This is a genomic window from Roseibium sp., assembly GCF_965229775.1.
GTDB lineage: Bacteria > Pseudomonadota > Alphaproteobacteria > Rhizobiales > Stappiaceae > Roseibium.
Genome location: NZ_OZ245929.1, coordinates 3491812 through 3512944, shown reverse-complemented (window position 1 = coordinate 3512944; position 21133 = coordinate 3491812). Strand labels below are relative to the sequence as shown.

At 60.5% G+C, this 21133-nt stretch carries 18 protein-coding genes; 6 read left to right on the top strand and 12 right to left on the bottom strand.

Translation table 11 applies throughout. The features are described 5' to 3' along the window. From ACO07N_RS15855 to ACO07N_RS15810, 10 genes are all read right to left on the bottom strand, one after another. Positions 1–1020: a formamidase gene (locus ACO07N_RS15855; RefSeq protein ID WP_421981950.1), complete on the bottom strand. Its 1020-nt coding sequence runs from the start codon at positions 1018–1020 to the stop codon at positions 1–3. 11 nt (positions 1021–1031) lie between these two features. Further along, positions 1032–1955 (bottom strand): ABC transporter permease, encoded by a 924-nt coding sequence (locus ACO07N_RS15850; protein WP_421981949.1) that lies wholly within the window; start codon positions 1953–1955, stop codon positions 1032–1034. Further along, the gene (locus ACO07N_RS15845) at positions 1952–3067 is read right to left on the bottom strand and encodes an ABC transporter permease (RefSeq protein WP_421981948.1); all 1116 of its coding nucleotides are present in this window, start codon (positions 3065–3067) and stop codon (positions 1952–1954) included. Before ACO07N_RS15845 ends, ACO07N_RS15850 begins: the two co-directional genes overlap by 4 nt. Positions 3068–3185: 118 nt before the next feature. Continuing rightward, positions 3186–4298 (bottom strand): BMP family ABC transporter substrate-binding protein, encoded by a 1113-nt coding sequence (locus ACO07N_RS15840; protein ID WP_421981947.1) that lies wholly within the window; start codon positions 4296–4298, stop codon positions 3186–3188. A 256-nt stretch (positions 4299–4554) separates the two neighbouring features. Further along, complete coding sequence (locus ACO07N_RS15835; protein WP_421981946.1) at positions 4555–5532, bottom strand: isopenicillin N synthase family dioxygenase; 978 nt, start codon at positions 5530–5532, stop codon at positions 4555–4557. 24 nt (positions 5533–5556) lie between these two features. Next, positions 5557–7380, bottom strand: coding sequence for an allophanate hydrolase (gene atzF, locus ACO07N_RS15830; RefSeq protein ID WP_421981945.1), 1824 nt, complete (start codon positions 7378–7380; stop codon positions 5557–5559). Between the two features lie 25 nt (positions 7381–7405). After that, a complete protein-coding gene (locus ACO07N_RS15825; protein WP_421981944.1) occupies positions 7406–9058 on the bottom strand; it encodes a dipeptide ABC transporter ATP-binding protein in 1653 nt (550 codons plus the stop codon). Next, positions 9055–9939 (bottom strand): ABC transporter permease, encoded by an 885-nt coding sequence (locus ACO07N_RS15820; RefSeq protein WP_421981943.1) that lies wholly within the window; start codon positions 9937–9939, stop codon positions 9055–9057. Before ACO07N_RS15820 ends, ACO07N_RS15825 begins: the two co-directional genes overlap by 4 nt. Then, positions 9936–10961, bottom strand: a complete 1026-nt coding sequence (locus tag ACO07N_RS15815; protein ID WP_421981942.1) for an ABC transporter permease — start codon at positions 10959–10961, stop codon at positions 9936–9938. The genes ACO07N_RS15820 and ACO07N_RS15815 overlap by 4 nt, the downstream gene beginning before the upstream one ends. 5 nt (positions 10962–10966) lie before the next feature. Next, positions 10967–12592, bottom strand: a complete 1626-nt coding sequence (locus ACO07N_RS15810; protein WP_421981941.1) for an ABC transporter substrate-binding protein — start codon at positions 12590–12592, stop codon at positions 10967–10969. Between the two features lie 139 nt (positions 12593–12731). Here ACO07N_RS15810 and ACO07N_RS15805 point away from each other — a divergent pair, with 139 nt between their 5' ends. From ACO07N_RS15805 to ACO07N_RS15790, 4 genes are all read left to right on the top strand, one after another. Next, complete coding sequence (locus ACO07N_RS15805) at positions 12732–13652, top strand: LysR family transcriptional regulator (protein WP_421981940.1); 921 nt, start codon at positions 12732–12734, stop codon at positions 13650–13652. A gap of 546 nt (positions 13653–14198) precedes the next feature. Further along, positions 14199–14459 carry a hypothetical protein gene (locus tag ACO07N_RS15800; protein ID WP_421981939.1) on the top strand — a complete coding sequence of 87 codons (261 nt, stop codon included), beginning with the start codon at positions 14199–14201 and terminating at the stop codon, positions 14457–14459. A gap of 14 nt (positions 14460–14473) precedes the next feature. Further along, a complete protein-coding gene (locus ACO07N_RS15795; protein ID WP_421981938.1) occupies positions 14474–14869 on the top strand; it encodes a hypothetical protein in 396 nt (131 codons plus the stop codon). 459 nt (positions 14870–15328) lie between these two features. Next, the gene (locus ACO07N_RS15790) at positions 15329–16075 is read left to right on the top strand and encodes a hypothetical protein (RefSeq protein ID WP_421981937.1); all 747 of its coding nucleotides are present in this window, start codon (positions 15329–15331) and stop codon (positions 16073–16075) included. A gap of 293 nt (positions 16076–16368) precedes the next feature. Here the strand turns inward: ACO07N_RS15790 and ACO07N_RS15785 are convergent, their stop codons facing one another. Then, positions 16369–17256 carry a DMT family transporter gene (locus ACO07N_RS15785; RefSeq protein ID WP_421981936.1) on the bottom strand — a complete coding sequence of 296 codons (888 nt, stop codon included), beginning with the start codon at positions 17254–17256 and terminating at the stop codon, positions 16369–16371. A gap of 135 nt (positions 17257–17391) precedes the next feature. Then, positions 17392–18255: a LysR family transcriptional regulator gene (locus ACO07N_RS15780; protein WP_421981935.1), complete on the bottom strand. Its 864-nt coding sequence runs from the start codon at positions 18253–18255 to the stop codon at positions 17392–17394. A gap of 154 nt (positions 18256–18409) precedes the next feature. Between ACO07N_RS15780 and acdA the strand changes: the two genes are divergently transcribed. Beyond that, a complete protein-coding gene (gene acdA / locus ACO07N_RS15775) occupies positions 18410–19627 on the top strand; it encodes a 3-sulfinopropanoyl-CoA desulfinase (RefSeq protein WP_421981934.1) in 1218 nt (405 codons plus the stop codon). A gap of 42 nt (positions 19628–19669) precedes the next feature. Further along, on the top strand, positions 19670–21070 hold the full coding sequence (locus tag ACO07N_RS15770; protein WP_421981933.1) for a tetratricopeptide repeat protein: 1401 nt from the start codon (positions 19670–19672) through the stop codon (positions 21068–21070). Positions 21071–21133 lie beyond the last annotated feature (63 nt).

The following is a 21133-nucleotide window of genomic DNA, read 5'->3' as shown; positions in this document are numbered from 1 at the left end:
TCACTCCGCTGCATCGCTCATGGCCTTGTCACCGAAACGGCGCACCGGCGCGTCGAAGCCGCAAGACGTGCCGTCCGTGTGAACGACCTCGTCTTCCCAGGGAAGTCGGTATTTCCCGGCCGCCAGATCGGTCATGTAGGTGTAGGGGCAATCCTGTGCGCCGCCCTTCACGGCGACGTAACCGCGATGGCCGAACTGGTAGATGTTGTTCTCAACGCCCCAGTTGATCCGTGCCTCGCGCACCAGGTCCGGGCGCACCTCCGCCGTGATGATCTCGTTGGCGCGCCCGCTGGTTCCGTGGGCCAGGATGGTGCCGTCGAAATTGACGATCATGCCTTCCCCCATGCTGTCGAATGTGCCGTCCGTGCCGCACATGCAGACATTCGCGGTCACCATCAGGTTGCAGAACGCGTTGGACTGGTTGGTGAACTTCCAGCTTTCACGGATCGGGGCCGTATAGCCGGCCGTGCGGATCATGATTTCAGCGCCCTTGTAGGCGCATTCGCGGGCCATTTCCGGGAACATGCCGTCGTGGCAGATGATCAGGGCCAACTTGCAGCCGTTTGGACCGTCGATGACCGGAATGCCCTGGTCGCCCGGCTCCCAGGGTTCAACCGGCACCCAGGGATGCATCTTGCGGTAATAAAGCTTGAGCTCGCCCTTGTTGTCGATGATCAGACCCGAGTTGTACGGCATGCCTCCGGGATTGAATTCCATGATCGAAAAGCAGCCCCAGATGTCGTTGTCGACACACGCCTTCTTGAACGCCGCCACTTCCGGGCCGTCAAGCGAGCACATGATGTCCGGGTTGATGTCCATGGAAAGGCCGTGAAGGGCGTATTCGGGGAAAACGACAATGTCCATTGTCGGCATGTTGCGGCGCGCCTTCGCCACCATTTCGACGATGACCTCCGTCTGGTTCGCCAGATCGATTTCGGTCACGACGGTCGGCAGTTGCAGTTGCACCATGCCCAGAACCACTCCGTTCGGGGCTTTGTTCAGTCCTCCAAGTCCGCTCATTGCATGGCTCCTTATTTGGTGATCGACAATTCGCCCGGGGCTCCCTTCAGGGAGCGCCTTGGCGACGTGCTCGCGATCATGATCAAAAGGGTGAGGATGTAGGGCGCGGCGTTGAAGAAGTGATAGCCGCGCGAAATGCCTATGGATTGAAGCGCAGGCCCGAGCGCTCCCGCCGCGCCGAACAGAAGGGCCGCCCAGAAGCAGTAGAGCGGGTTCCAGCGCGCAAAGATCACAAGCGCGACCGCCATCAATCCCTGCCCGGAGGAAAGACCTTCCGTCCAGCTCCCCGGATAGTAGAGCGACAGGAAGGAGCCGCCGATGCCGGCGAAGAACCCGCCTGCCATGGTGGACAGAAGCCGCACCCGGTCGACATTGATCCCCAGGGCCAGGGCTGCAGGTGCACTGTCGCCTGTGGTCCGGATAATGAGGCCGTAGCGCGTGTTCTTGAGCGCCCACCACAGGAAGACCGCCAGCACAATTCCCAAGAGGAACAGTGGATTGATCTCCAATGCCTGGCGAATACCGGGATGATCGCTCCAGGCACCGAAGGATATTGCCGGCAACCGGGGTGCAGACGGCTGGATGTAGGCCTTTCCGAAGAAGAACGCGAGGCCGGTGCCGAACAGCATCAACGCGATGCCGATCGCGATGTCATTCACTTTCGGCAGCTTGCACAGATAACCGTGCAGAGCGCCGAAGGCCGATCCGCAGACGCCGGCGACAAGCACCCCAAGCCAGGGCGACCCGGTGTGATAGGAGATCGCGTAGCCCGACATGGCTCCAAAGACCAGCGTGCCTTCGAGGCCCAGATTGATGCGCCCGGACTTTTCGGTGAGCGTTTCGCCGAGGCTTACGAACAGGAAGGGTGTCGACACCCGGATCGCACCGGCGAACATGGCCAGAAGCACTGTCATCAGGCCCGCATCGTCGCTCATTGCGCAGCTCCCTTCGACTTGAAGATGGACAGCCGCCCGTAGAAGGTTTCCGACACGAGAATGACGAGGAACAGAAGGCCCTGCAGCACGAGCACCGTTGCGTCCGGGAGATCCATGCGCCGCTGAACCAGTCCGCCGGACGCGGCAATACCGCCGAGGAAGATGGCGACCGGCACGATCACGAGCGGGTTGTGGCGGGCTAGAAACGACACGAGGATCCCGGTAAAGCCATAGCCTGCGATCAGCGAGGCATTCGCCTTGCCGTGGATCGCGGCAACCTCGAAGAAACCGGCCAGCCCTGCACAGGCGCCGGCAATCGCACAGGACACGACCACAAGACGCCCGACGGGTAGCCCCTGGGCCTGCGCGGCCCTCAGGTTGCCGCCGGCAATCTGGGCCGCAAAGCCGAAGGTGGTCCGGTTCATCAGCAGGTAGAGCAAGCCGCACAGCAGCACGCCGACCAGCAGCCCCCAGTGCACGTCCGTTCCCGGGATGACGCCGATCATGTTTTCCGAGCCGATCGGCTTCGTGGACGGTTTGTTCGGGTCGGACGGGTCACGAAGTGCGCCTTCGACAAAGAAATTCAGGATCGAGACCGCGATATAGAACATCAGCAGGGAGGCAATGGTCTCGTTCACGCCGCGATAGTGCCGCAGGGCCCCGACGCAGCCGATCCAGATGGCTCCGGCCACCATTCCTGCGAACGCCATGATGGCAAGCATCAGGACGCCGGGCATCCAGCCGATCATCGGTATTGCAATCGCGGCAGAGGCAAAACCGCCGAGCACAAGAGCTCCCTCGCCGCCGATGATGACGAGGCCCAGGCGTGCCGGTATGGCGACGCAAAGGGCGGTGAAAATCAGCGGAGCGGCCCGCACGAGCGTATTCTGCCAGGAAAAGCTGGTGCCGAAGCCCCCACGCCAGACCAGCGAAAAGAACTCCGCCGGCGACTTGCCGAGCGTCAAAAGGAATACGGAAAAAAGCGCTCCCGAAAAGACCAGAGCAAGGAGTGGAATGACCACATATTCAGACGAGCGTCTGAGCCGGTCCAACAAGTCGTTTGCGACGCCCGCCTGAACGGCCACGCCGGGCGTTTCCGTGGTATCTGCCATACCTCTTCCCTGAGACTTGGGTGGCCGCACACTCAAGCGGGAGCGGCCACGCCGTACTGTTCACTGCACCGGCGCCGCGTCCTTGAGACGGGCCACCGGTGCAAAGGTCGATTGGTCCTCAGGTGATCGAGCCGACAACGCCTTCGATCAGGTAGTCCGTCTGATCCAGGGACGGTTCGTAATTGTCGAAACTCGCCCCGGCAGCGAGCAGCGGCGAACCGTCCTGCTTTTTGATGGGGCCGACAAAGATCGGCTTGCCTGCCTTCACGTCCGCACGTGCCGCGTCGGCAGAAGCGATCGCCGCTTCCGTGGCTCCGGCGCCATAGGGTGTAGAGCGGACGAAGTCGACGTCAAACCCGCCGCCGGTGAAGTTCGGCAAGGGCTGGCCTTCGGCGAGATTGACGGCGAACATCTTGTAGATTGTTTCCCACTTGTATTCCGCGCCGGTGATGAAGCCTTTGGGCGCGAGCGGTGCCTGGGAGGCGTTGTGACCGCAGCACTTGATGCCGCGCGACTCGGCCGTTTCGATCACGACCTTCGGTCCGTCGACATGACAGGTCAGAACATCGCACCCGGCGTCCACCAGGGCATTGGCCGCCTCGGCTTCACGGACCGGCATCGACCATTCGCCTGTGAAGATCACCTGGACGGTGGCTTCCGGGTTGACCTTACGCGCGCCAAGCAGGAAGGAGTTGATGTTTCGCAGAACGGTGCCGATCGGCTTGGCGGCGACGAAGCCGAGCTTGTTGCTGGTGGTCGACAGGCCGGCCGCGACGCCGTTCACATAATGGGCCTGGTCGAGATAGCCGAAATAGCTGCCGGCGTTTTTCGGGTCGGCATCGGTCCACAGCGGCGCCGCGTGGCGGAACTCGACGTCGGTATATTTGCCGGCAAGATCCAGAACGAAGGGCTTGTAGTAGCCGAAGGATGTCGCGAAGATCAGCTTGGCGCCATCGAGATTGATCATGGATTCCATGGATTTTTCGACCGCGACCGTCTCCGGCACGTTTTCTTCCTCGACGACGGTGACGCCCGGCACGTCCTTCAGGGCGGCCGCTGCGACAGCGTGGGCCTGGTTCCAGCCGAAGTCGTCGCGCGGTCCGACATAAACAATACCGACCGTCAGGTCGGAAGCGTGCGCAAGGCGCGACAAACCACCTGCCGAGAGAGCGGCGAGACCGGCGGCAGACGATTTCAGGATGGTGCGGCGTGAAAGTTCAAACTTTGACATTACGTCCTCCGTTTTATGACGAAGCCATGCGTCATCGCCCGCTCCGTTTTTCTTCGATCTGATTTTGCAATCCCTGTGCCATTTCCCCGCAAGACAAGTCACTTCAAGTTTTTAGATTTAACTTGTTGATTTTTATTACTTTAATTGAATTCCTTCACACACGAACACGCGCACGTCCTCACCGCGCCGGGTCTTGCGACCCCACGTTAAAGCCTATTTTTTAGCCTATTAAATTTCCTGGCTAATTTTTAGTCATTCAACTGCCCAAATCTCGAGCCGCCTTGACCGGTTCGTAACTCGCATCCAGCCTTGTTTTCAGATAATCGGCACCGGAGATAGCCGGGTATTTCGGCTGTTCACCCTCGTTCAGGCAGCCCGGCAGACAGGCGACTTCCGCGTCCGGATTCGGATCGAGAAAGAACGCGATCGAATACCGTTCGCGGCCGCTGGAATTGACGACGCGATGCGGCGTGGAGACGTAGATGTCGTTGGTCCACCGCATCAGGCAATCGCCGATGTTGCAGACGAAAGCACCTTCGATCGTCGGGGCCTTCAACCATGCGCCGTCGCGCCGCTGCACCTCCAGCCCCCCGACTTCATCGGGCAGGAGAATGGTGATGTTGCCGTAGTCGGTATGCGTGCCCGCTCCGATCTGCCCGGCTTCCGCACTTTCCGGCTGTGGCGGATAATGCAAGAGGCGCAGCGTCGCCATCGGCGCATCAAGCTTGGTCTCGAAGAAATAGCGGTCAACGCCGAGATCGACCGATATGGCCTGGTGAAGCCTGCGCCCGAGCGCCCAGACCTCGTTGAAGTAACTCAGCAAGGTCTCTTTCCAGCCAGGCAGACCCGGCCACTGATTCACCGCCCGGAACGGTTCTCCGGCGACTATTCTCGGGTCATCCGATGCAAGATCCAGCCCGATGTTGAAGGCCTCTTTCAGATCGGAGGGTTTCGACGGGTCGAGGTTTTCCCCCTTCATGGGGACGTAGCCGCGGTTGGTTTTGAAGAAATCCTTGGTCAGCGCCATCTTGGCATCGAGCGGCTCGCCAAAGAGTTGGTGCGCCGCCCTGAACGTCCGGTCGATCAACGCGGCATCGACGCCATGGTTCCTGACGTAGAAGAAACCGATCTCGCGTGCCGCGTGCCCGATTTCCGAAGCGACGGCCGCCACGCCTGCCTGCGTTCCATCCGAAAGGGGCGCCAGATCGATTACGGGAAGACCCTGGTCTGTCATCGTGTCACCGGACTTTCGTTCGTTTCATTCCGCGGCCGCGACAGGCCGCGCAGCTTTCAACCCATCCATATAGGTCCGCCAGCTGCCGAGATGAGAGATGTCTTCCGCACCGTCCGTTCCAAAGGCTTCACAGACGAAGCCGGTGACGGTGCTGCCATCGACAAGTTCAACGGTACCAAGTCCGAGCGGGGCGGGAATGCCGGCAAGGAAGCCGCCGACTTCAGCCTTCGGCAGGGCCCAGATTTCAAGCTCGATCCCGTGACCCGAACCAGGCGCGCCGCGCACGAGCCCTGGCCGCTTGGGCGGGCCGCCCGCAAGGGCATAGAGCGCGTAGGCGTCACTCGTCGTGGAGCTGCGCAGGAACCGCCCGCCGCGGCTGGTCAACTCGCCATTCAGTGCCATGCCGGACATGTGCGCACCGCACACCGCAATAGCGATCTCGTCCGGAGTTTCAGAGACCTGAAACGCCGCCGGTTCCGGCGCGGTCCAGCCGGTCGCGCCGAGGGAATGAGGCGCCATCTTCTCCAGTTCGATGCCGAGCGATGCGATGAGCCCGTCCTGCCCCGCCGCTGCCAGCAGCGTGACGCTGCCGGGCCGGCCGTCCGCGCGCGCGGAAACAGGCAGGGCAAGGCCGCACATATCCAGGAGATTGACAAAATTGGTGTAGGTGCCGTTGCGCGAATTCGGACCGACGGGATCCGCTTCAAGATCGGCCACGCTGTAGAAAGTCGGGATGGTCGGCACGCACAGAAGATCAAGCGCTGCCAGAACCGGCTCAGTCTTGCGCGCGAGTTCCTTCAAGCGGTAGATGCCCCGGAATGCATCGGTCGCGCTGAGATCGAGGGCCGCGCCGACAATTTGCCGGGTCACAGGATGGACGGCGTCAGGCGTGTCACGCATCAGGTCCTCGATCACCGTGTGCCGTTCGGCTACCCAGGCGCCTTCGTAGAGCATGTGCGCGACATCGTAAAAGGGCGTGAAATCGACCTCGACAATGTCCGCGCCGCTTTCCTTCAGCAGAGCCACCGTCTCCCGGAAGGATGTTTCCTGGATGTCGTCACCGTAGAATTCGATTGAGGCAGCGTCCGGTATGCCGATTTTCAGGTGGGATGGCGAGGCCGCAAGGTCCTTGACGGCGATCTTTCTGGAATAGGCATCCGTCTCGTCATACCCGGCAGCGGCCTGGAACGCCGTGTAGGCGTCCTCAACCGTCAGGGCGAAGATCGAGATCGTATCAAGCGTGCGGCAGGCCGGCACGACGCCGGTCGCGGACAGGGATCCGAGCGTCGGTTTCAGCCCGACGATGTTGTTGAGCGCGGCTGGTACGCGTCCCGATCCTGCCGTGTCGGTGCCAAGGGAAAAACTGACAATGCCATGCCCGACCGCGACGGCGGAGCCGGCAGAGGATCCGCCCGGAACGATCGCAGGGTCCACCGCGTTCTTGGGAGGCTGAAACGGAGAACGGACGCCGACCAGGCCGGTCGCAAACTGGTCGAGGTTGGTCTTGCCGATCAGAAGCGCACCCGCCTCGCGGAGTTTTTGCACGACGAACGCATCTTCGTCCGCGTCGTATGCGTAGGCGGGGCATGCAGCCGTGGTCGGTTTCCCGGCCGCGTCGATATTGTCCTTTATGACAAACGGTACGCCCCACAACGGCTTCTGCGGGTCGTACGCACCCAGGGCACCAGCGTCCTGCAACACGTCCTGCTTGTCGCACAGGTGGATGAAAATTCCCGGATCGTCAACGGCCGCGATCCGGCGGTAGACTTCCTCGACGACCTTCGTCGGGCTGACGCCATCTTCATAAGCGGTCTTCAGCGAAGCAAGCGTGAAAGGAAGGTCGAACATCTTAATCCTCAAAGTCTTTCAATTCTCATTCGGCCGCGGAACTGGCCGGCTCTTGCAAGGCAGGCGGCACCGGTGCGGCCGCCAGCAATTCCCGTGTGTAAGGGTGGGACGGGGTCTGCATGACCGTTGCCACCGGCCCCTCCTCGACGATTTCACCGTCCCGCATGACGATCACATAGTCGCACAAAAGCCGGACCACGTGCAGATCATGGCTGACAAAGAGATAGCTGATGCCAAGCTTTGCGCGCAGGTCGACCAAGAGGTTCAGAACGATCGCCTGGATCGAGACGTCGAGCGCAGCCGTGGGCTCGTCGAGAACGAGGAATTCCGGGTCAAGCGCGATCGCCCGCGCAATGCCGACACGCGCCTTCTGGCCACCCGAAAGCTGGTGCGGGAACCGGTCGAGCAATGGGCGCGGCAAACCGACAAGGTCGGCCAACTCGCCGACACGTTCCTTGCGCTCCCGCCGCGACAATCCGCTGAGGCGCGCAAGAGGTTCCTCGATGGAGTGCCGTGCCGTGTGCCGCGGATTGAAGCTGTCGGTGGCATCCTGGAACACCATCTGGATCTTCGCCCGTCGCGGGTCCCGCGCAAATTTCTTAGCCGGCGTCTTTGCAAGGTCGTCGCCGTCGAAGAGAATCTCGCCCGATGTCGGATCGGCCAGGCGCACGAGGATTGATGATGTCGTTGACTTGCCGCAGCCAGATTCACCGACCAGCCCGACGCTCTGCCCTTTCATCACGGAAAAGGAAACGCCCTTCACCGCATGAACCGCACCCGACTTGCCCCGATAGGTCTTGACCAAGTCCCTGACTTCCATCAGCGGCACGTCCGACTTCGGCAGGACCGGCTCCGGTGTTCTCTGCTCCTCGGGCAGGAGCGAGCGGATGCTTGCGCCGGCCCGGGGCGTCGCGTCGACGAGCTTGCGGGTATAGGCATGCTGCGGCGCCGTGAACAGACGCTCCGCGCTGCCTTCTTCCACCACCTCGCCATCCTTCATCACGACGATCCTGTCGCAATACTGCGCGGCAAGGCCGAGATCGTGCGTGATCACCATGGCGCTCATATCCCGCTCGGACATGAGTTCGGCGATGAGATCCATGACGGCCTTCTGGGTGGTTATGTCGAGACCCGTCGTCGGTTCGTCTGCGATCAGCAGCTTCGGATCGCAGGCAAGGGCCAGGGCAATGACGACGCGCTGGCACATTCCGCCCGACAGCTCGAACGGGTAGGCGTCGTAGCGTGCCTCTGCGTCCCGGATCTTCACCGCCTCCAGTGCCTTGATCGCTTCGGCCCTCGCGTTGGAGCGTGTCGCCCTGGAATGGCGGCGCAGCACGTCCTCGATCTGGTGCCCGACCTTGCGGATCGGGTTGAGCGCCGCACGCGGGTTCTGGAAGATCATCGAGATCTCGCGGCCGCGCAGATCCCGCATCGTGCTTTCGCGGACGGTCTTCAGGTCTATGCCGCCATAGCTAAGTGCCCCTCCGGTGATGCTGCCGTTCTTGTCCAGCAAACGCATCAGGGCATAGGAGGTCACGGATTTGCCCGATCCGGATTCACCGACGATGCCGAGAATTTCTCCCTTGCCGATTTCCAGCGAGACACCCCTGACGGCATTGACGCTGCCGCGGCGGGTCCGGAAGGCGACCTTCAGATCCTGGATGGAAAGCAGGCTCATGAACGCTGCCGGGGGTCGACAATGTCGCGCAACCCGTCTCCCAGAAGATTGAAGGTGAACACGGCGAACATGAGCGCCAGGCCCGGGAAGATGGCCAGCCACCATTCGCCCGAAACGATGAAATTCGCGCCTTCGGCCACCATGATCCCCCATTCCGCCGTGGGCGGCCGGACACCGAGACCGATGAAGCTCAGGCCGGCCGCGTTGAGGATCGCCCAACCGAGATTGAGGGACACCTGCACCATCATAGGCGGCAGCGCGTTCGGAAAGATGTGGAGGGCAAGCACGCGGATGTCCGAATTGCCGGCAAGCTTGGCGGCCTGCGCGAAACCCGCGTCGCGCCGGATATTGACCTCAGCCCTGACGAGGCGCGCGTAGAAGGGAATGTTGATGACCGCGGTCGCATAGACGATGTTTTCCACGGTGTTGCCGAGCGCCGCCACGATGCCCATCGCGAGCACGAACAGCGGGAAGGCCATGATGGTGTCGAACAGGCGGTTCAGCACGGCATCGATCCAGCCGCCCCAGTATCCCGCAATGCTGCCGAGCACGGACCCGATCACGAAGGACAGGGCGACCGCGGCAACGGAGATCGCGAGATCCAGGCGTGTCGCGACCACGACCCGGCTGAGAACATCGCGGCCCAGATTGTCGGTCCCGAACCAGTGATCGAACGAGGGTGGCTGAAGCGCGCGTGCCGCGTTGGATTCAAGCGGATCGTACGGCACCAGGGCCGGACCGAGAACAGCGGTGAAGATCAGCACGGCGAACATCGCGAACGCAAGCAGCGTCACGGGGTTGGACCGCAACACGTAAACGACATGCGCAAACGTGCTGTCGGTGCCCTTCGCTATCCCGGGTGCGCTTACCAGATCACTCATTTGGTTTCAAACCCAATGCGCGGGTCGATGAGCGTGTAGGTGAGATCTATCACCAGATTGAGGGCGACGAACAGGAGCGCCATCGCCAGCACGAATCCCTGGACGGCGGCATAGTCCGAGACGACCAGCGCCTCGACCGCGTAGGACCCGATACCCGGCCAGGCAAAGACCTTCTCGACCAGAACATTGGCGCCGAGCGTGAAGGAAAACACCATTCCGAGCGTGGTGATGACGGGCAGAAGGGCGTTCCGGAATGCGTAGGTGAACAGCACCTTGTCCTCCGTGAGACCGGCGGCGCGGGCCGTTCGGATATAGTCCGAGGACAGGGCGCTGAGCATGGCCGCCCGTGTCATTCGCGCCAGCGGGGCGAGCGTGAAGAGGGCCAGTGTCGCCGCAGGCAGCACGAGTTGCTTGAGTGCGCCCAGCCAGGTCTCCCAGTCGCCCGCGATGGCGGCATCGATCAGATAGAAGCCGGTCACGTGATCCGGCTCGATAAAGATGAAATCAAGCCGGCCCAATGGCGAGGGTGCAATCCCGAGCAGGTAGTAGAACACATAGATCAGGACAACACCGGTAAAGAATGTCGGCAGCGACACGCCGGCGGTGACAAGCACGCGGCACAGGTGATCCACTGCCGACCCCGGGCGTGTGGCTGCAAGCACGCCAAGCGGAATCGCAATCGAGCACGACAGCAGCAGCGCTGTCAGCGTCAGTTCGAGCGAGGCCGGAAGCCGGTTTGCCAGATCCTCCAGGACCGGTTGCCCGGTGGATAGGGAGTTTCCGAGATCGCCGGTGGCGACGTCGCCCGCATAGATGATGAACTGTTCGTAAAGGGGCTTGTCCAGACCGAGCGCCGTCCTGATTTCCGCGATCGATTCCTCGTCCGCGGCAGCGCCGGCAAAATAGACCGCCGGGTCGCCCGGGAGGGCGCGGGTCAGCAAGAAGCTGACCACGACAACCCCCAGGATCACGGGAATGGCGTGTGTGATCCTGACCCCGATTGTGGACAAGCGCCCGGACATGCCGATCAGACCTTTTTCAGCCCGCGAACGTCGAGCTGACGGTGGAACCAGTACTCGTAGCCCTCCAGGCTGCTGGTTCCTACATTCAGCGCCGGTTGCCAGAGGGCGATGCGGGGCACTTCATCCCAGGCGATCTCGATCATCCGCTTGATCTTCGGCGCGTAGTCCGGATCGTCGACATTCATGTGAAGCGTCTCGGAGGTGAGCGTCTCGATCTCTTCGTTACGGTAGTTGGACGAGTTGAAGAGATGGCCTTCGAGATAGGCCCAGAAGAAGTAGTAACAGGGGTAGTTCAGCCATCCGCCGAAGGTTTCAAGGTGCAGCGGCAGGCGCTTTTCTACGAGGGATGCCGTCCGCCAGTTGGCGCCCGGTATCTTCTCGATTTCCGCCTTGACCCCAACCTTGGCAAGGTTCTCCTGGATCAGCAGCGCTGCTGGCTCCATCCAGTCGGCCTGGCTGAGCGAGATGGACAGCGGGACTTCAAAACCCGAGCCGTATCCAGCCTCTTCGAGCAAGGCCTTGGCCTTGTCCAGATCGGTCGAATAGGGAAATTTCTGCGGCCAGGCGATGTCGGCCGGTGTGGTCGCATCGCCGCCCCACATGGGCGCACCGCGGCCGTATGCAGCGGTCTGGAACACCTCCTCGTAGGGAACAGACCAGGCAATGGCCTGACGCACCTTCTTGTCCTTGAACGGTTCGAATGACAGATTCGGGCAGAGGCAGTAAATCGCATTTTCGATCGGTGTCGTCGCGACGGTGATGTCACCTTTGCCCGACAGTTCCTTGGCGTCCTTGTTGGGCATGTTGAACGACATGTTGACATCGCCGCGCTCCAGAAGCGCGCGCCGGGTTGCCGGGCTCGGCACCTCGCGCAGCACAACACGCTTGACGGCGGGTACCGGACCGGAGGTCCAGTTGTCGTTGCGCTCGTAGACAAGCTGCTCGCCCGGTTTCCACGATGCCACCTTGAAGGCTCCGGACCCGGCGGGGTTCTTGTGCAGGTACTCCATAGCCCAGGGGTCGTCGTCCGTGGCGTGTTCGCGCGCGACCTTGGCATTGATGATCATGGGCACCGGCACGGCTAGATCCGGAAGGGTCAGCTTGGATTTGCGCAGCAGATTGATCTTGAAGGTCATGTCGTCGACGACTTCGAACTGCTCCGGCTTTTCGAGCGATCCGGCCTTCATCTGCACGGTCGGAAACCCGCCGACACTGACGGCCCTGTCGAAGGACCATTTCACGTCGTCCGCGGTAATCGGCGATCCGTCCTGGAACTTGCCGTCCGGACGCAACTTGAAAACGATCGCCATGCCGTCGTCGGTGAACTCCCAGCTTTCCGCGATTTCCGGCTCGATCACCGAGTAGTCGTAGGACAGGCTGCCGTCTTCAAGCGTCTTGGTGCCGAAGCTGACGAGACGGTCATAGACATTCACGGCCACCTGGTAGCTCGGCCGGTTCGTGCCAGTGCGATGGATATCCAGACTGTTGATCGTCTGTCCGGTGACGGCCACCACGACGTCATTTCCGGCCGCCGATGCGGGCAACACCTTCAGGAACGGTAAAACCGACGCTCCGAACGCCGTTGCGCCGGCACCTTTCAGGAAACTGCGGCGTGAAGTTTCATTGGTCATGTCAATCCCCTCTTGGAAGGAAGGGGCGATACGCCCTTCCCGCTTGGCAACACGATGCGCGGAACGGGTGCGTACTTCTATTGCTATTTTTGCATCCTTGTGCTTCAAAATTTGCAGCACAATTCCTAAGGCGCTGAAAATGAAACACCTTCAGACACTCAAACTGATCGATGCAGTGAACAAGGCCGGCTCGATCCGCAAGGCCGCCGAAGACATGCACATCACGTCCTCGGCTCTCAACCGGCGGATCCTGGGGTTCGAGGAGGAATTCGGCGCCCCCATTTTCGAACGCCTGCATGGCGGCGTCCGGCTCAACCCGGCAGGGGAACTCCTGATCGAACACATTCGCGGACAAATGGCGGATCTGGAGCGCGTGCGCAGCCAGGTCGCGGACCTCTCCGGTCTTCGCCGCGGTCATGTCAGCATTGCCTGCTCGCAGGCTCTTCAGCCCTACTTCATGCCGGTGCAGATTGCGGACTACAGGGCAGAGCACCCCGGCGTTTCCTTTTCGGTCCAGGTGCGCGACAGGGAGGCGGCCGAAGAAGACCTGCGCGCGTTCCAGAGCGACCTCGCCCTCGTGTTCGAACCGGTGCACCTCGGCGACTTCGACGTTCTGCTCTCCGTGGAACAACCCGTTTTCGCCGTGATGGCAAAGGACCACCCGCTGGTCGGGAAACGGGACCTCCGGCTGCGGGACTGCCTCAGTTTCCCGCATGTTGTCCCGCCGAAACGGATCGGCATCCGCTTTCTTCTGGATCTGGCCGTCAGCCGCATGTCCCAGAAACTGGAACCGATCGCGGAGGCCGATTCCTTTGAATTCATGCGCCACTACGTGCAGCACGAACAGGCTGTCGGCTTTCAGTTTCCGATCGGGCTGAACCTTGCGGCTGATGACCGCCTCGTGTTCCGCCCGCTTCCCAAGAGCGACGTGACATACGGCAATCTTACCTTGATGCAGATGAAGGGAAGAACGCTCTCCGTCGCCTCCGCCAGGTTCGCCAACCAGTTGGCCGCCGCGCTGAACGACCGGGCTGGAGCGCCGGATCAGGTGCCGGATTGATCCAGGCCCTTCCGGGTTGCCCATCTGCAATCAACCGCGCTCCCGATCTTTTCTTCGCGCATGTTGCTCCGAACCCGGACGGGCGGAAGACTGCGCGGGGTACAAAGGCACGGGGCTGTGGAAGCCCGCAACGAGTTGCGCAAATCACCTAACGTTGCCGCTGATTGCAGACATAGCGTGACGCAACTGCAATGCGGCGACGGGGCTGATTCATGACCTGCAAAATCGAGAACATCAAGCTTGGGCGGTTGATCTGCGAGCCGAGGAGCGGGACCCCTTCGCTGGCGACCCGGACCAGCAAGGTGATGCGCCGGATAAAACCGTGACCGTTTCCGTGAAACCCCATCGGAACCGGATCCGAACCTCGCTGGAAAGCCGTTGGGCACGATTCCCCTCGGCATCACGCGAGCGGCGAACCCTGCGCGCATTCATTTCACAAAGTCCTCCGGAGCGCCCGGCGCATACGTTCAGGTCCTTTGATCAGGAGAGATCCGCCGGCGCTCTGAGAGCCAGGAACAAGGCGCGGACATGAGAGAGCACTGACACATGGCGAAGACCAAGCTTGAGGCATGGGCGCCTTTCCCGGAAACCGCCGCAGACAGGCACAAACGGGAAAAACAGGAACTCGGCAAGAAATGGATCCGGGCAGGAACGCTTCTCGTCACGGCAATCGCGCTGGTGATTTTCTGCCTTCTCTTCGTCAGCTGGATCACGTTCATCTTCGGCTGGCATGTCCCCGTGATCCTCGTGCTGATCGTTTCCAAGATCATCCTGATCGTGGCCGGGGTGAAGAGCATTGAAGACTAAAAGGCACACGCATCATGGTTCTGACGGAAAGCATGATCGACCAGTACATAGAAATGCTTGAGAGTTACGGGGCCGCGTTTGCCGTCAATTTCAGGAAATACGACGCCATAAAAGACGATGTATCCAAGCGAAACGTCGGCGGGGAGATCGACAAGTCGCTGGCCGAAGTTCTGAAAGCAGCCAATGGCTTTGCATCAACGCTGACATGCCTGGAAACGGAAGACCTGCCTTTTTTCGGCAGATCGGCACTCAAAAGAAAGCGCGCGCAACTGCTTTCCCACTTTCACGCGAACCTGTCACGCATGAGCGGCCACATATCCTCCGTTCCCAAAGCCTTCCTCGACGGCGCAAACCTGCAAATCACGCGCGATGTTCTCAGAGAGAAAATGATGGGGCATGACTTTAGGTGATTAGGCGGGGGCCAGTCACAGACCGAACCAGCTGCAAATACGCAACAATAGGGGGAACAATGCACTTTACAATCTGCACTTTCATCACAGCTTGTCTGGCAGTCATCTTCGGAGCCATCGTGGGGGTCTACGGACTGGTAGAAAAAGAATGGTTCATTCTGGGGGTGAGCTTAAGTGTAATCACCACAGGTTTTGTCCTCGGAACACTGGCAGAGATCAGTAACTCCCTGAAAAAATAACTTTGAACCCGGGTGCAAATTCGCGGGGAGGAATCATCTGGTACTTTATTGCAGGTGCAGTTATCTGCGTGCTCCAGACATTCACACTTAATCCGCTCCGGTGGTCCCGATATCAACACCCAATTCAGGGGGCGCTCTTTGCAGCTGTCATGGGGGCCGCAATCTACGGAACGATCTTCTGGGTGATCGGAAATCTGTTCTTCGAGTGATCGGGCAGTCCATGAAGAAATCATGGCCGAACAATCTCGGCGATACCATCACCATATGTGCACTTTTATCGCTCGGCACTGTGCTTGGTGTGGTCCTTGGCGTCGAGATCGCCGATGTCGATAACATGGCTGAATGGGTCGGATCACTTGCCAGCTGCGCGGGGGTACTCGTCGCAGTCGTGATAGCCAGACAACAGCTTGGACCTTTGGTCGCAGAGGCGAAAGACAGAGTAGAACGTCGGAACGTTGAATTATGTGAAAATTGCGCAAAGGAATTGATTTTACTAAATAAAATTGCAAATGACTTATCCTTTTGTATGGGAAAATTTGCTGCGATTGATGATCATTTAGGGGCGACATCGTTAACGGATGAAAGCAAAGCTAAATGGCTAACAGAGGGGGTTGATTCAGCGAGTGTGGAGCTGCTCGCTGTGGTAAGAGAACTACATGAACATGAAATAAGATTTATACCTCCCAGAAGCGGGTATACTGAGTTATCTAAATCGCGTTTGGATTTAATGACAGAGGTGGGAGCGCTTGCATCGTGCATTACAGTTTTGGTAAAAATTCTTTATAATAAGCAATGGGAAGCAACATCTGATGAAGTTTTTCTCGAAATATTGAATGATGATTTGTTCCGGAAAGGTCTTTCGAATTTATTTGAAACATATACAAAAGCTGATGCGCTGTTTGACGCTTATATGAATAAAATCGATTTCACAAAGAAACGTCTCGAAAAACTCATCAACGAGGAGTGAGATCACTTTCCGCTGGTATTTGCACCCGGTTTCAAACGCGCGGGAGCTCCTCTCATAAACTAGGCAACGATAGAGTACATTGGTCAAACCTGTAGCTAAGTGCGCGAAGTGATCGACTCTCGGGAAACTTGTTTCTAACCGGTGGCATTTCACAAAAGACAAATCGCCAAGACAAGCAATCTGCCGAACGTTCGAGCGTAGAAATCCCTTGCATAGCGGCGCATGCCTGTCGCGACCGGGTCTGAACAGATCCCTGAATCCCGAACTCAGCTAAGCCGCAATGGACTTACCCCTCACCCCCGTGCTGTTTTCCGCGCTAGAAGCGTTTCGCGGTGCCAGACATAGACGCCGGCGGAGACGATCACGGCAGCTCCGGCATAGGTGAAGGTGTCCGGGAAGTCGGCGAAGAAGACCATGCCCCAGATGATCGCAAAGAGCAGTCCGACATAGGTGAAGGGCGCAATGGCGCTGGCTTCGGCGACCATAAGCGCCCGGATGACGCAGAAATGGCCAAGCGCGCCGACGGCCCCCATGACCAGCATCAGCATCGTCGCGGTCGGATCGGGCGTGACCCAGTAGAACGGCACGATCACGCTGAAGACGATCGTGCCGAAGGCGGCCGTATAGAGCAGCGATGTCCACGCGTCCTCATTGCGGCCGACAAAGCGCGTGGTGAGCGCATAGCCCGCATAGGCGAAGGCGGCGCAGAGTGGCAGCAGCGCGACGGTTGAAAACACGTCCGAGCCCGGGCGGATGATGATCAGGGCACCGATCAGCGCCGCGCCGACGCCGATGGCCCGCCGGGGTCCGAAGCGTTCGCCGAGGATCAGCGCGGCACCAACGGTAATCAGCACCGGGTTCAGCGACATGATCGCGGCGGCATTTGCCAGACCGATGGTCACGAAGCCGAAAAAGAAGAAGGTCGTGGCCAGAAGCAGGAAGATCGAGCGCAGCAGCTGCAGACCCGGATACCGGGTCTTGAGGACCTGTTTCAGGCGCGGTGCCGCCAGGAGCGCAACCACGACCGTCTGTCCGGTGTAGCGTGCCCAGATCGCCATGACGGTATCGGTGCGGTGCGCGACCTCCTTGGCCATCGCGTCCATCACGCTGAAAAGAAACATCGTCGCGATCATGAGCAAGATGCCTTGCCACGTACCGCCAAGACCGGGCCTGAATTTCATGAAGGTGCCAAAACTCGCGTAGAACACGAACCTTATAGGATTTTCGCCCAAGCAAATTAAGCGAAAAGTTTCGGCTGGCTCCTTGGCCAGTTGGAACCGGCCCTTTTTCAAGGCAGCCAAAGGCGCTGTGTCGCTTCAGGCAAAGGGCAAGCGCATGGCCTCGGCAATCTTGGAGATCAGCCGGCTTCGCGGCGCATTGCGGCGGCTGGCAAGCACCACGCGCCGCTCGAACGCCCCCGCGTCCAGCGGCCAGCTGCGGATGCCCTCCGGCACCTCCGTCAGCGCCCGCTTCGGCAGGATGGAGACCCCCAAATCATACCGCACCAGGGCTTCGACCGCTTCGAATGAGTCGACCTCCATGGCGGTTCTGGGGTGCAGACCGCGGGCGAGCAGATAGGCCTCGACCTGCTGCGACAACCGGCTCCTGCGCTCGAACCAGATGAAGGACCGCTCGCCAAGCAGCTCTTCTAGCGTTTCAAGCGGTTCCGCCAGCGAGGTGATGACATGGAACGGTTCGTTGCAGATCCCGGCCAGCGCCAGGTTGGGATCGTCCATTTTCGGATCGGTCACCAGCGCCGCGTGCACGGTGCCGTCGCTCACCAGTTCGATCAGCTTCTGGGACAGCGCAACCATGAGCTCCACCTTGAGATCCGGATGCTCGGCATGAATGGCGGCAAGGGCCGGAGCGGTGATGTTGGAGATGGTGGAGGGAACCGCCCCGAGCGTCACCCGGCCATGCAGCCTGCGCCGGTCTGCCAGGGCTTCGATGTCGCTGGAAATATCCTCCATGCGCCTGGCGTGTTCCACCAGCGCCAGCCCTTCGGCCGTCAGAACCGGAGGGCGTTTCGAGCGGTCGATGATCTGAAACTCGAGTTCTTCCTCGAGCGCCTTGATCTGAAGGCTGACTGCGGAGTGGCTCAAGCCGAGGCTTCGCGCCGCCGCATTCAGCGAACTGTGCTGAGACACCGCAATCACCGTTTTGAGAAAACGAAGGTTCATCCGAGGCCTTAGCGTTAGTTTTTCTAACTTTATATCGCAGTTTTTATCGCTTTTCCATTGGTTTTATAACGATTATCCTGTTGCAACGTCTTCCAGGGGGCAAGACGACGGGCTGGCCGATCCCGGGATTTCCGGCCGCGGAAAGGCGATTGCCATGAACACCCATGCCGCTTTCTTCACACGGGACCGGACGGGCAATCCCTGGCTGGACCGGATGCAGGACCTTTCTCCGGGGGTCGCCGAGCGCGCGGCCCGGTGGGACCGGGAACGCAGCTATTGCTGGCAGAACGTTGCCGAGCTTTCAGACGCCGGGCTCATGGGCATGTCGATCCCCCGGCGGTTCGGCGGTGGCGGGGCATCCTTTCTTCAGGTGGCTGAGGTCGTAGAGGAAGCCGCACGCCACTGCACGCTGACGGCGCGGGTCCTGGTCGAGGCGAATATGGGCGGCCTCAGCGCCGTCATGGCCTACGGCACGGACGCGCAGCGCGCCTTCGCAGCGCCCATCGTGCTCGCGGGAGACAAGCCGGCCATCTGCATATCCGAACCGGAGGCTGGTAGCGCCGCAACGCAAATGACCACCCGTGCGGACCGCAGGGGCGACCGCTGGATCCTGAATGGCCGCAAACACTGGATCACCGGCGGCGGCGTTTCCAAACTCCATTTGATCTTTGCCCGCGCCTTTGACGAAGACGGAAACGAACTCGGCATCGGCGGTTTTCTCGTTCACGTCGACCCGGCGAAAGGCATCGAGCCCGACGGCTTCAGGGTCGTGCGTCTTGAACGCACCATGGGCCTGTGCGGCATGCCGGAAGCGGAACTCGGCTTCGACAATCTCGAGGTGCCGGACGACATGGTGCTGCGCACCCCGTCCGGCTTCGAACACGGCTTTAAGGACCTGATGACGGCCTATAACAGCCAGCGGGTCGGCGCAGGCACGATCGCAATGGGCGTTGCCGCCGGGGCGCTGGACCGCGCCAAGGACTACATCAGGGAACGGGAGCAGTTCGGCCGGCCGCTGGCCGAATTCCAGGGATTGCAGTGGATGATCGCCGACATGGAAGCGCTGGTCCACGCCTCCCGGCTGATGCTGTTCGAGGCGGCCCATTCCGCGGCCCTCTCGGACACCGGCTTCCCCGACATGACAAAAGCTGCCCAGGCGAAGGCCTTTGCGTCGGAAAATGCCATCAAGGTGGTCAATGACGCTCTTCAGATGTTCGGCGCGCGCGGCTATGGTGATCTGGAGCCGCTTGAGCGCATGTACCGCGATGTACGCATGTTCACGATCGGCGGCGGCACCGCGCAGATCCTGAAGACACAGGTCGCCGGGGCCGTACTTGGAATAAAGACACCGCAAACGCGCCGGGGAACCTGAGCAACAGCACGCAAGGTTCCGGCGACCGGGAGGCCGATCGGCATGGGACTGAGCAGCTATAGTGACGCGAACGATCTGAGCTACACCGCAAGTTCCCCCGAAAGCGCCCAGGCGTTCTCGAAACTCACGTCCGCCTATATGGGGTTCCAGCGGGAGACCGGCGCGATCCTGAAAGGTCTTCTGGAAACCGATCCGGACATGCCGATGGCCCTTTGCGCCAAGGGCTATTTCGCCAAGCTCATGGGCAGCTCAAACCATTCCGCACGCGCGGCGAAGGTGTCCGAAAACCTCAACGAACACCTTGCCGCGACCGGTGCAAACGAACGCGAAAAGCAGCATGCCGCAGCGCTCTCCTCATGGTGCGACGGCGACCTGGAGAAAACCACCCGCATCTGGGAAGACATCCTGCTTCAGCATCCGACCGACGGCCTGGCGCTGAGGCTGGCCCATTTCACGCATTTTTATTCCGGTAACGGCAGGCAGATGCGCGACTCGCTGGCGCGGGTGCTGCCGCTCTGGTCCGAGGATCATCCGGACTACGGATTTCTTTTGGGCATGTATGCCTTCGGACTGGAGGAGTCCGGGGAATATGCAAAGGCCGAAGAGTACGGACGCGCGGCGGTGGCCCGCAATCCGCGGGACGCCTGGTCGGTGCACTCGATCGCACATGTCCTTGAAATGACGGAGCGCCACGAAGAGGGAATCGCGTGGGTCTCAGGCCTTGAGAAGGACTGGTCGACCGTCAACAATTTCCGCTTTCACCTTTACTGGCACAAATGCCTGTATCACCTGGAGCGCGGCGAATTCGACCTTGTCCTGAAGATCTATGACGAGCAGGTGGCGTCGGACATTGAATCCGATTTCTATCTCGACATCTGCAACTGTTCGTCGCTGCTCTGGCGGCTGGAGATGTTCGGGATCGATGTCGGCGACAGGTGGCGCGACCTGTCCTCGGTGGCGCAGAAACACCTCGGCGACAAGGACCTGATCTTTGTCTCGCTGCACTATCTCATGGCCCTGGTGGCCAATGGCGACAGGGCTGCGGCACGGCAGCTTCAGGACGGCTTGCGGGAATGGTCCGGCCTCGACGGGACACAGGCGCGGATCTGCGCCGATGTCGGGCTGGCGATTGCCGAGGGCTTGCAGCGCGCCCGCGATGGCGATTTCGCTGCCGCCGTTGCCCGCATGGAACCCGTGCGCTACAGCCTCAACCGGATCGGTGGCAGCGCCGCGCAACGCGATGTCTTCATGATGATCATGCTGGATGCGGCCAAGGCGAGCCACGACGCCCTGAAGGCACGCGCTCTTTTTGCCGACCGGCTCGGAGACAAGGTGCATTCCAGCTGGACCTGGAAAAACTACGGCAGCATTCTTGAATCCATGGGCCGGACGGACGAAGCCGCCCGGGCCCTGGAACAATCCCGCAAGGCTCTTGCGCGGTAACCGGACAGCCTTCTACGCACCAACTGCGTCCGGTTTGACTCTCAAGGATCTGGTGCGGCGCTC

Coding starts and splice junctions, on each gene's coding strand:
- ACO07N_RS15785 (WP_421981936.1), bottom strand. CDS start 17,256: ATGAAATTCAGGCCCGGTCTTGGCGGTACGTGGCAAGGCATCTTGCTC.
- ACO07N_RS15835 (WP_421981946.1), bottom strand. CDS start 5,532: ATGACAGACCAGGGTCTTCCCGTAATCGATCTGGCGCCCCTTTCGGAT.
- atzF (WP_421981945.1), bottom strand. CDS start 7,380: ATGTTCGACCTTCCTTTCACGCTTGCTTCGCTGAAGACCGCTTATGAA.
- ACO07N_RS15855 (WP_421981950.1), bottom strand. CDS start 1,020: ATGAGCGGACTTGGAGGACTGAACAAAGCCCCGAACGGAGTGGTTCTG.
- ACO07N_RS15815 (WP_421981942.1), bottom strand. CDS start 10,961: ATGTCCGGGCGCTTGTCCACAATCGGGGTCAGGATCACACACGCCATT.
- ACO07N_RS15790 (WP_421981937.1), top strand. CDS start 15,329: ATGAAGAAATCATGGCCGAACAATCTCGGCGATACCATCACCATATGT.
- ACO07N_RS15805 (WP_421981940.1), top strand. CDS start 12,732: ATGAAACACCTTCAGACACTCAAACTGATCGATGCAGTGAACAAGGCC.
- ACO07N_RS15770 (WP_421981933.1), top strand. CDS start 19,670: ATGGGACTGAGCAGCTATAGTGACGCGAACGATCTGAGCTACACCGCA.
- ACO07N_RS15810 (WP_421981941.1), bottom strand. CDS start 12,592: ATGACCAATGAAACTTCACGCCGCAGTTTCCTGAAAGGTGCCGGCGCA.
- ACO07N_RS15845 (WP_421981948.1), bottom strand. CDS start 3,067: ATGGCAGATACCACGGAAACGCCCGGCGTGGCCGTTCAGGCGGGCGTC.
- ACO07N_RS15825 (WP_421981944.1), bottom strand. CDS start 9,058: ATGAGCCTGCTTTCCATCCAGGATCTGAAGGTCGCCTTCCGGACCCGC.
- ACO07N_RS15780 (WP_421981935.1), bottom strand. CDS start 18,255: ATGAACCTTCGTTTTCTCAAAACGGTGATTGCGGTGTCTCAGCACAGT.
- ACO07N_RS15795 (WP_421981938.1), top strand. CDS start 14,474: ATGGTTCTGACGGAAAGCATGATCGACCAGTACATAGAAATGCTTGAG.
- ACO07N_RS15820 (WP_421981943.1), bottom strand. CDS start 9,939: ATGAGTGATCTGGTAAGCGCACCCGGGATAGCGAAGGGCACCGACAGC.
- acdA (WP_421981934.1), top strand. CDS start 18,410: ATGAACACCCATGCCGCTTTCTTCACACGGGACCGGACGGGCAATCCC.
- ACO07N_RS15840 (WP_421981947.1), bottom strand. CDS start 4,298: ATGTCAAAGTTTGAACTTTCACGCCGCACCATCCTGAAATCGTCTGCC.
- ACO07N_RS15800 (WP_421981939.1), top strand. CDS start 14,199: ATGGCGAAGACCAAGCTTGAGGCATGGGCGCCTTTCCCGGAAACCGCC.
- ACO07N_RS15850 (WP_421981949.1), bottom strand. CDS start 1,955: ATGAGCGACGATGCGGGCCTGATGACAGTGCTTCTGGCCATGTTCGCC.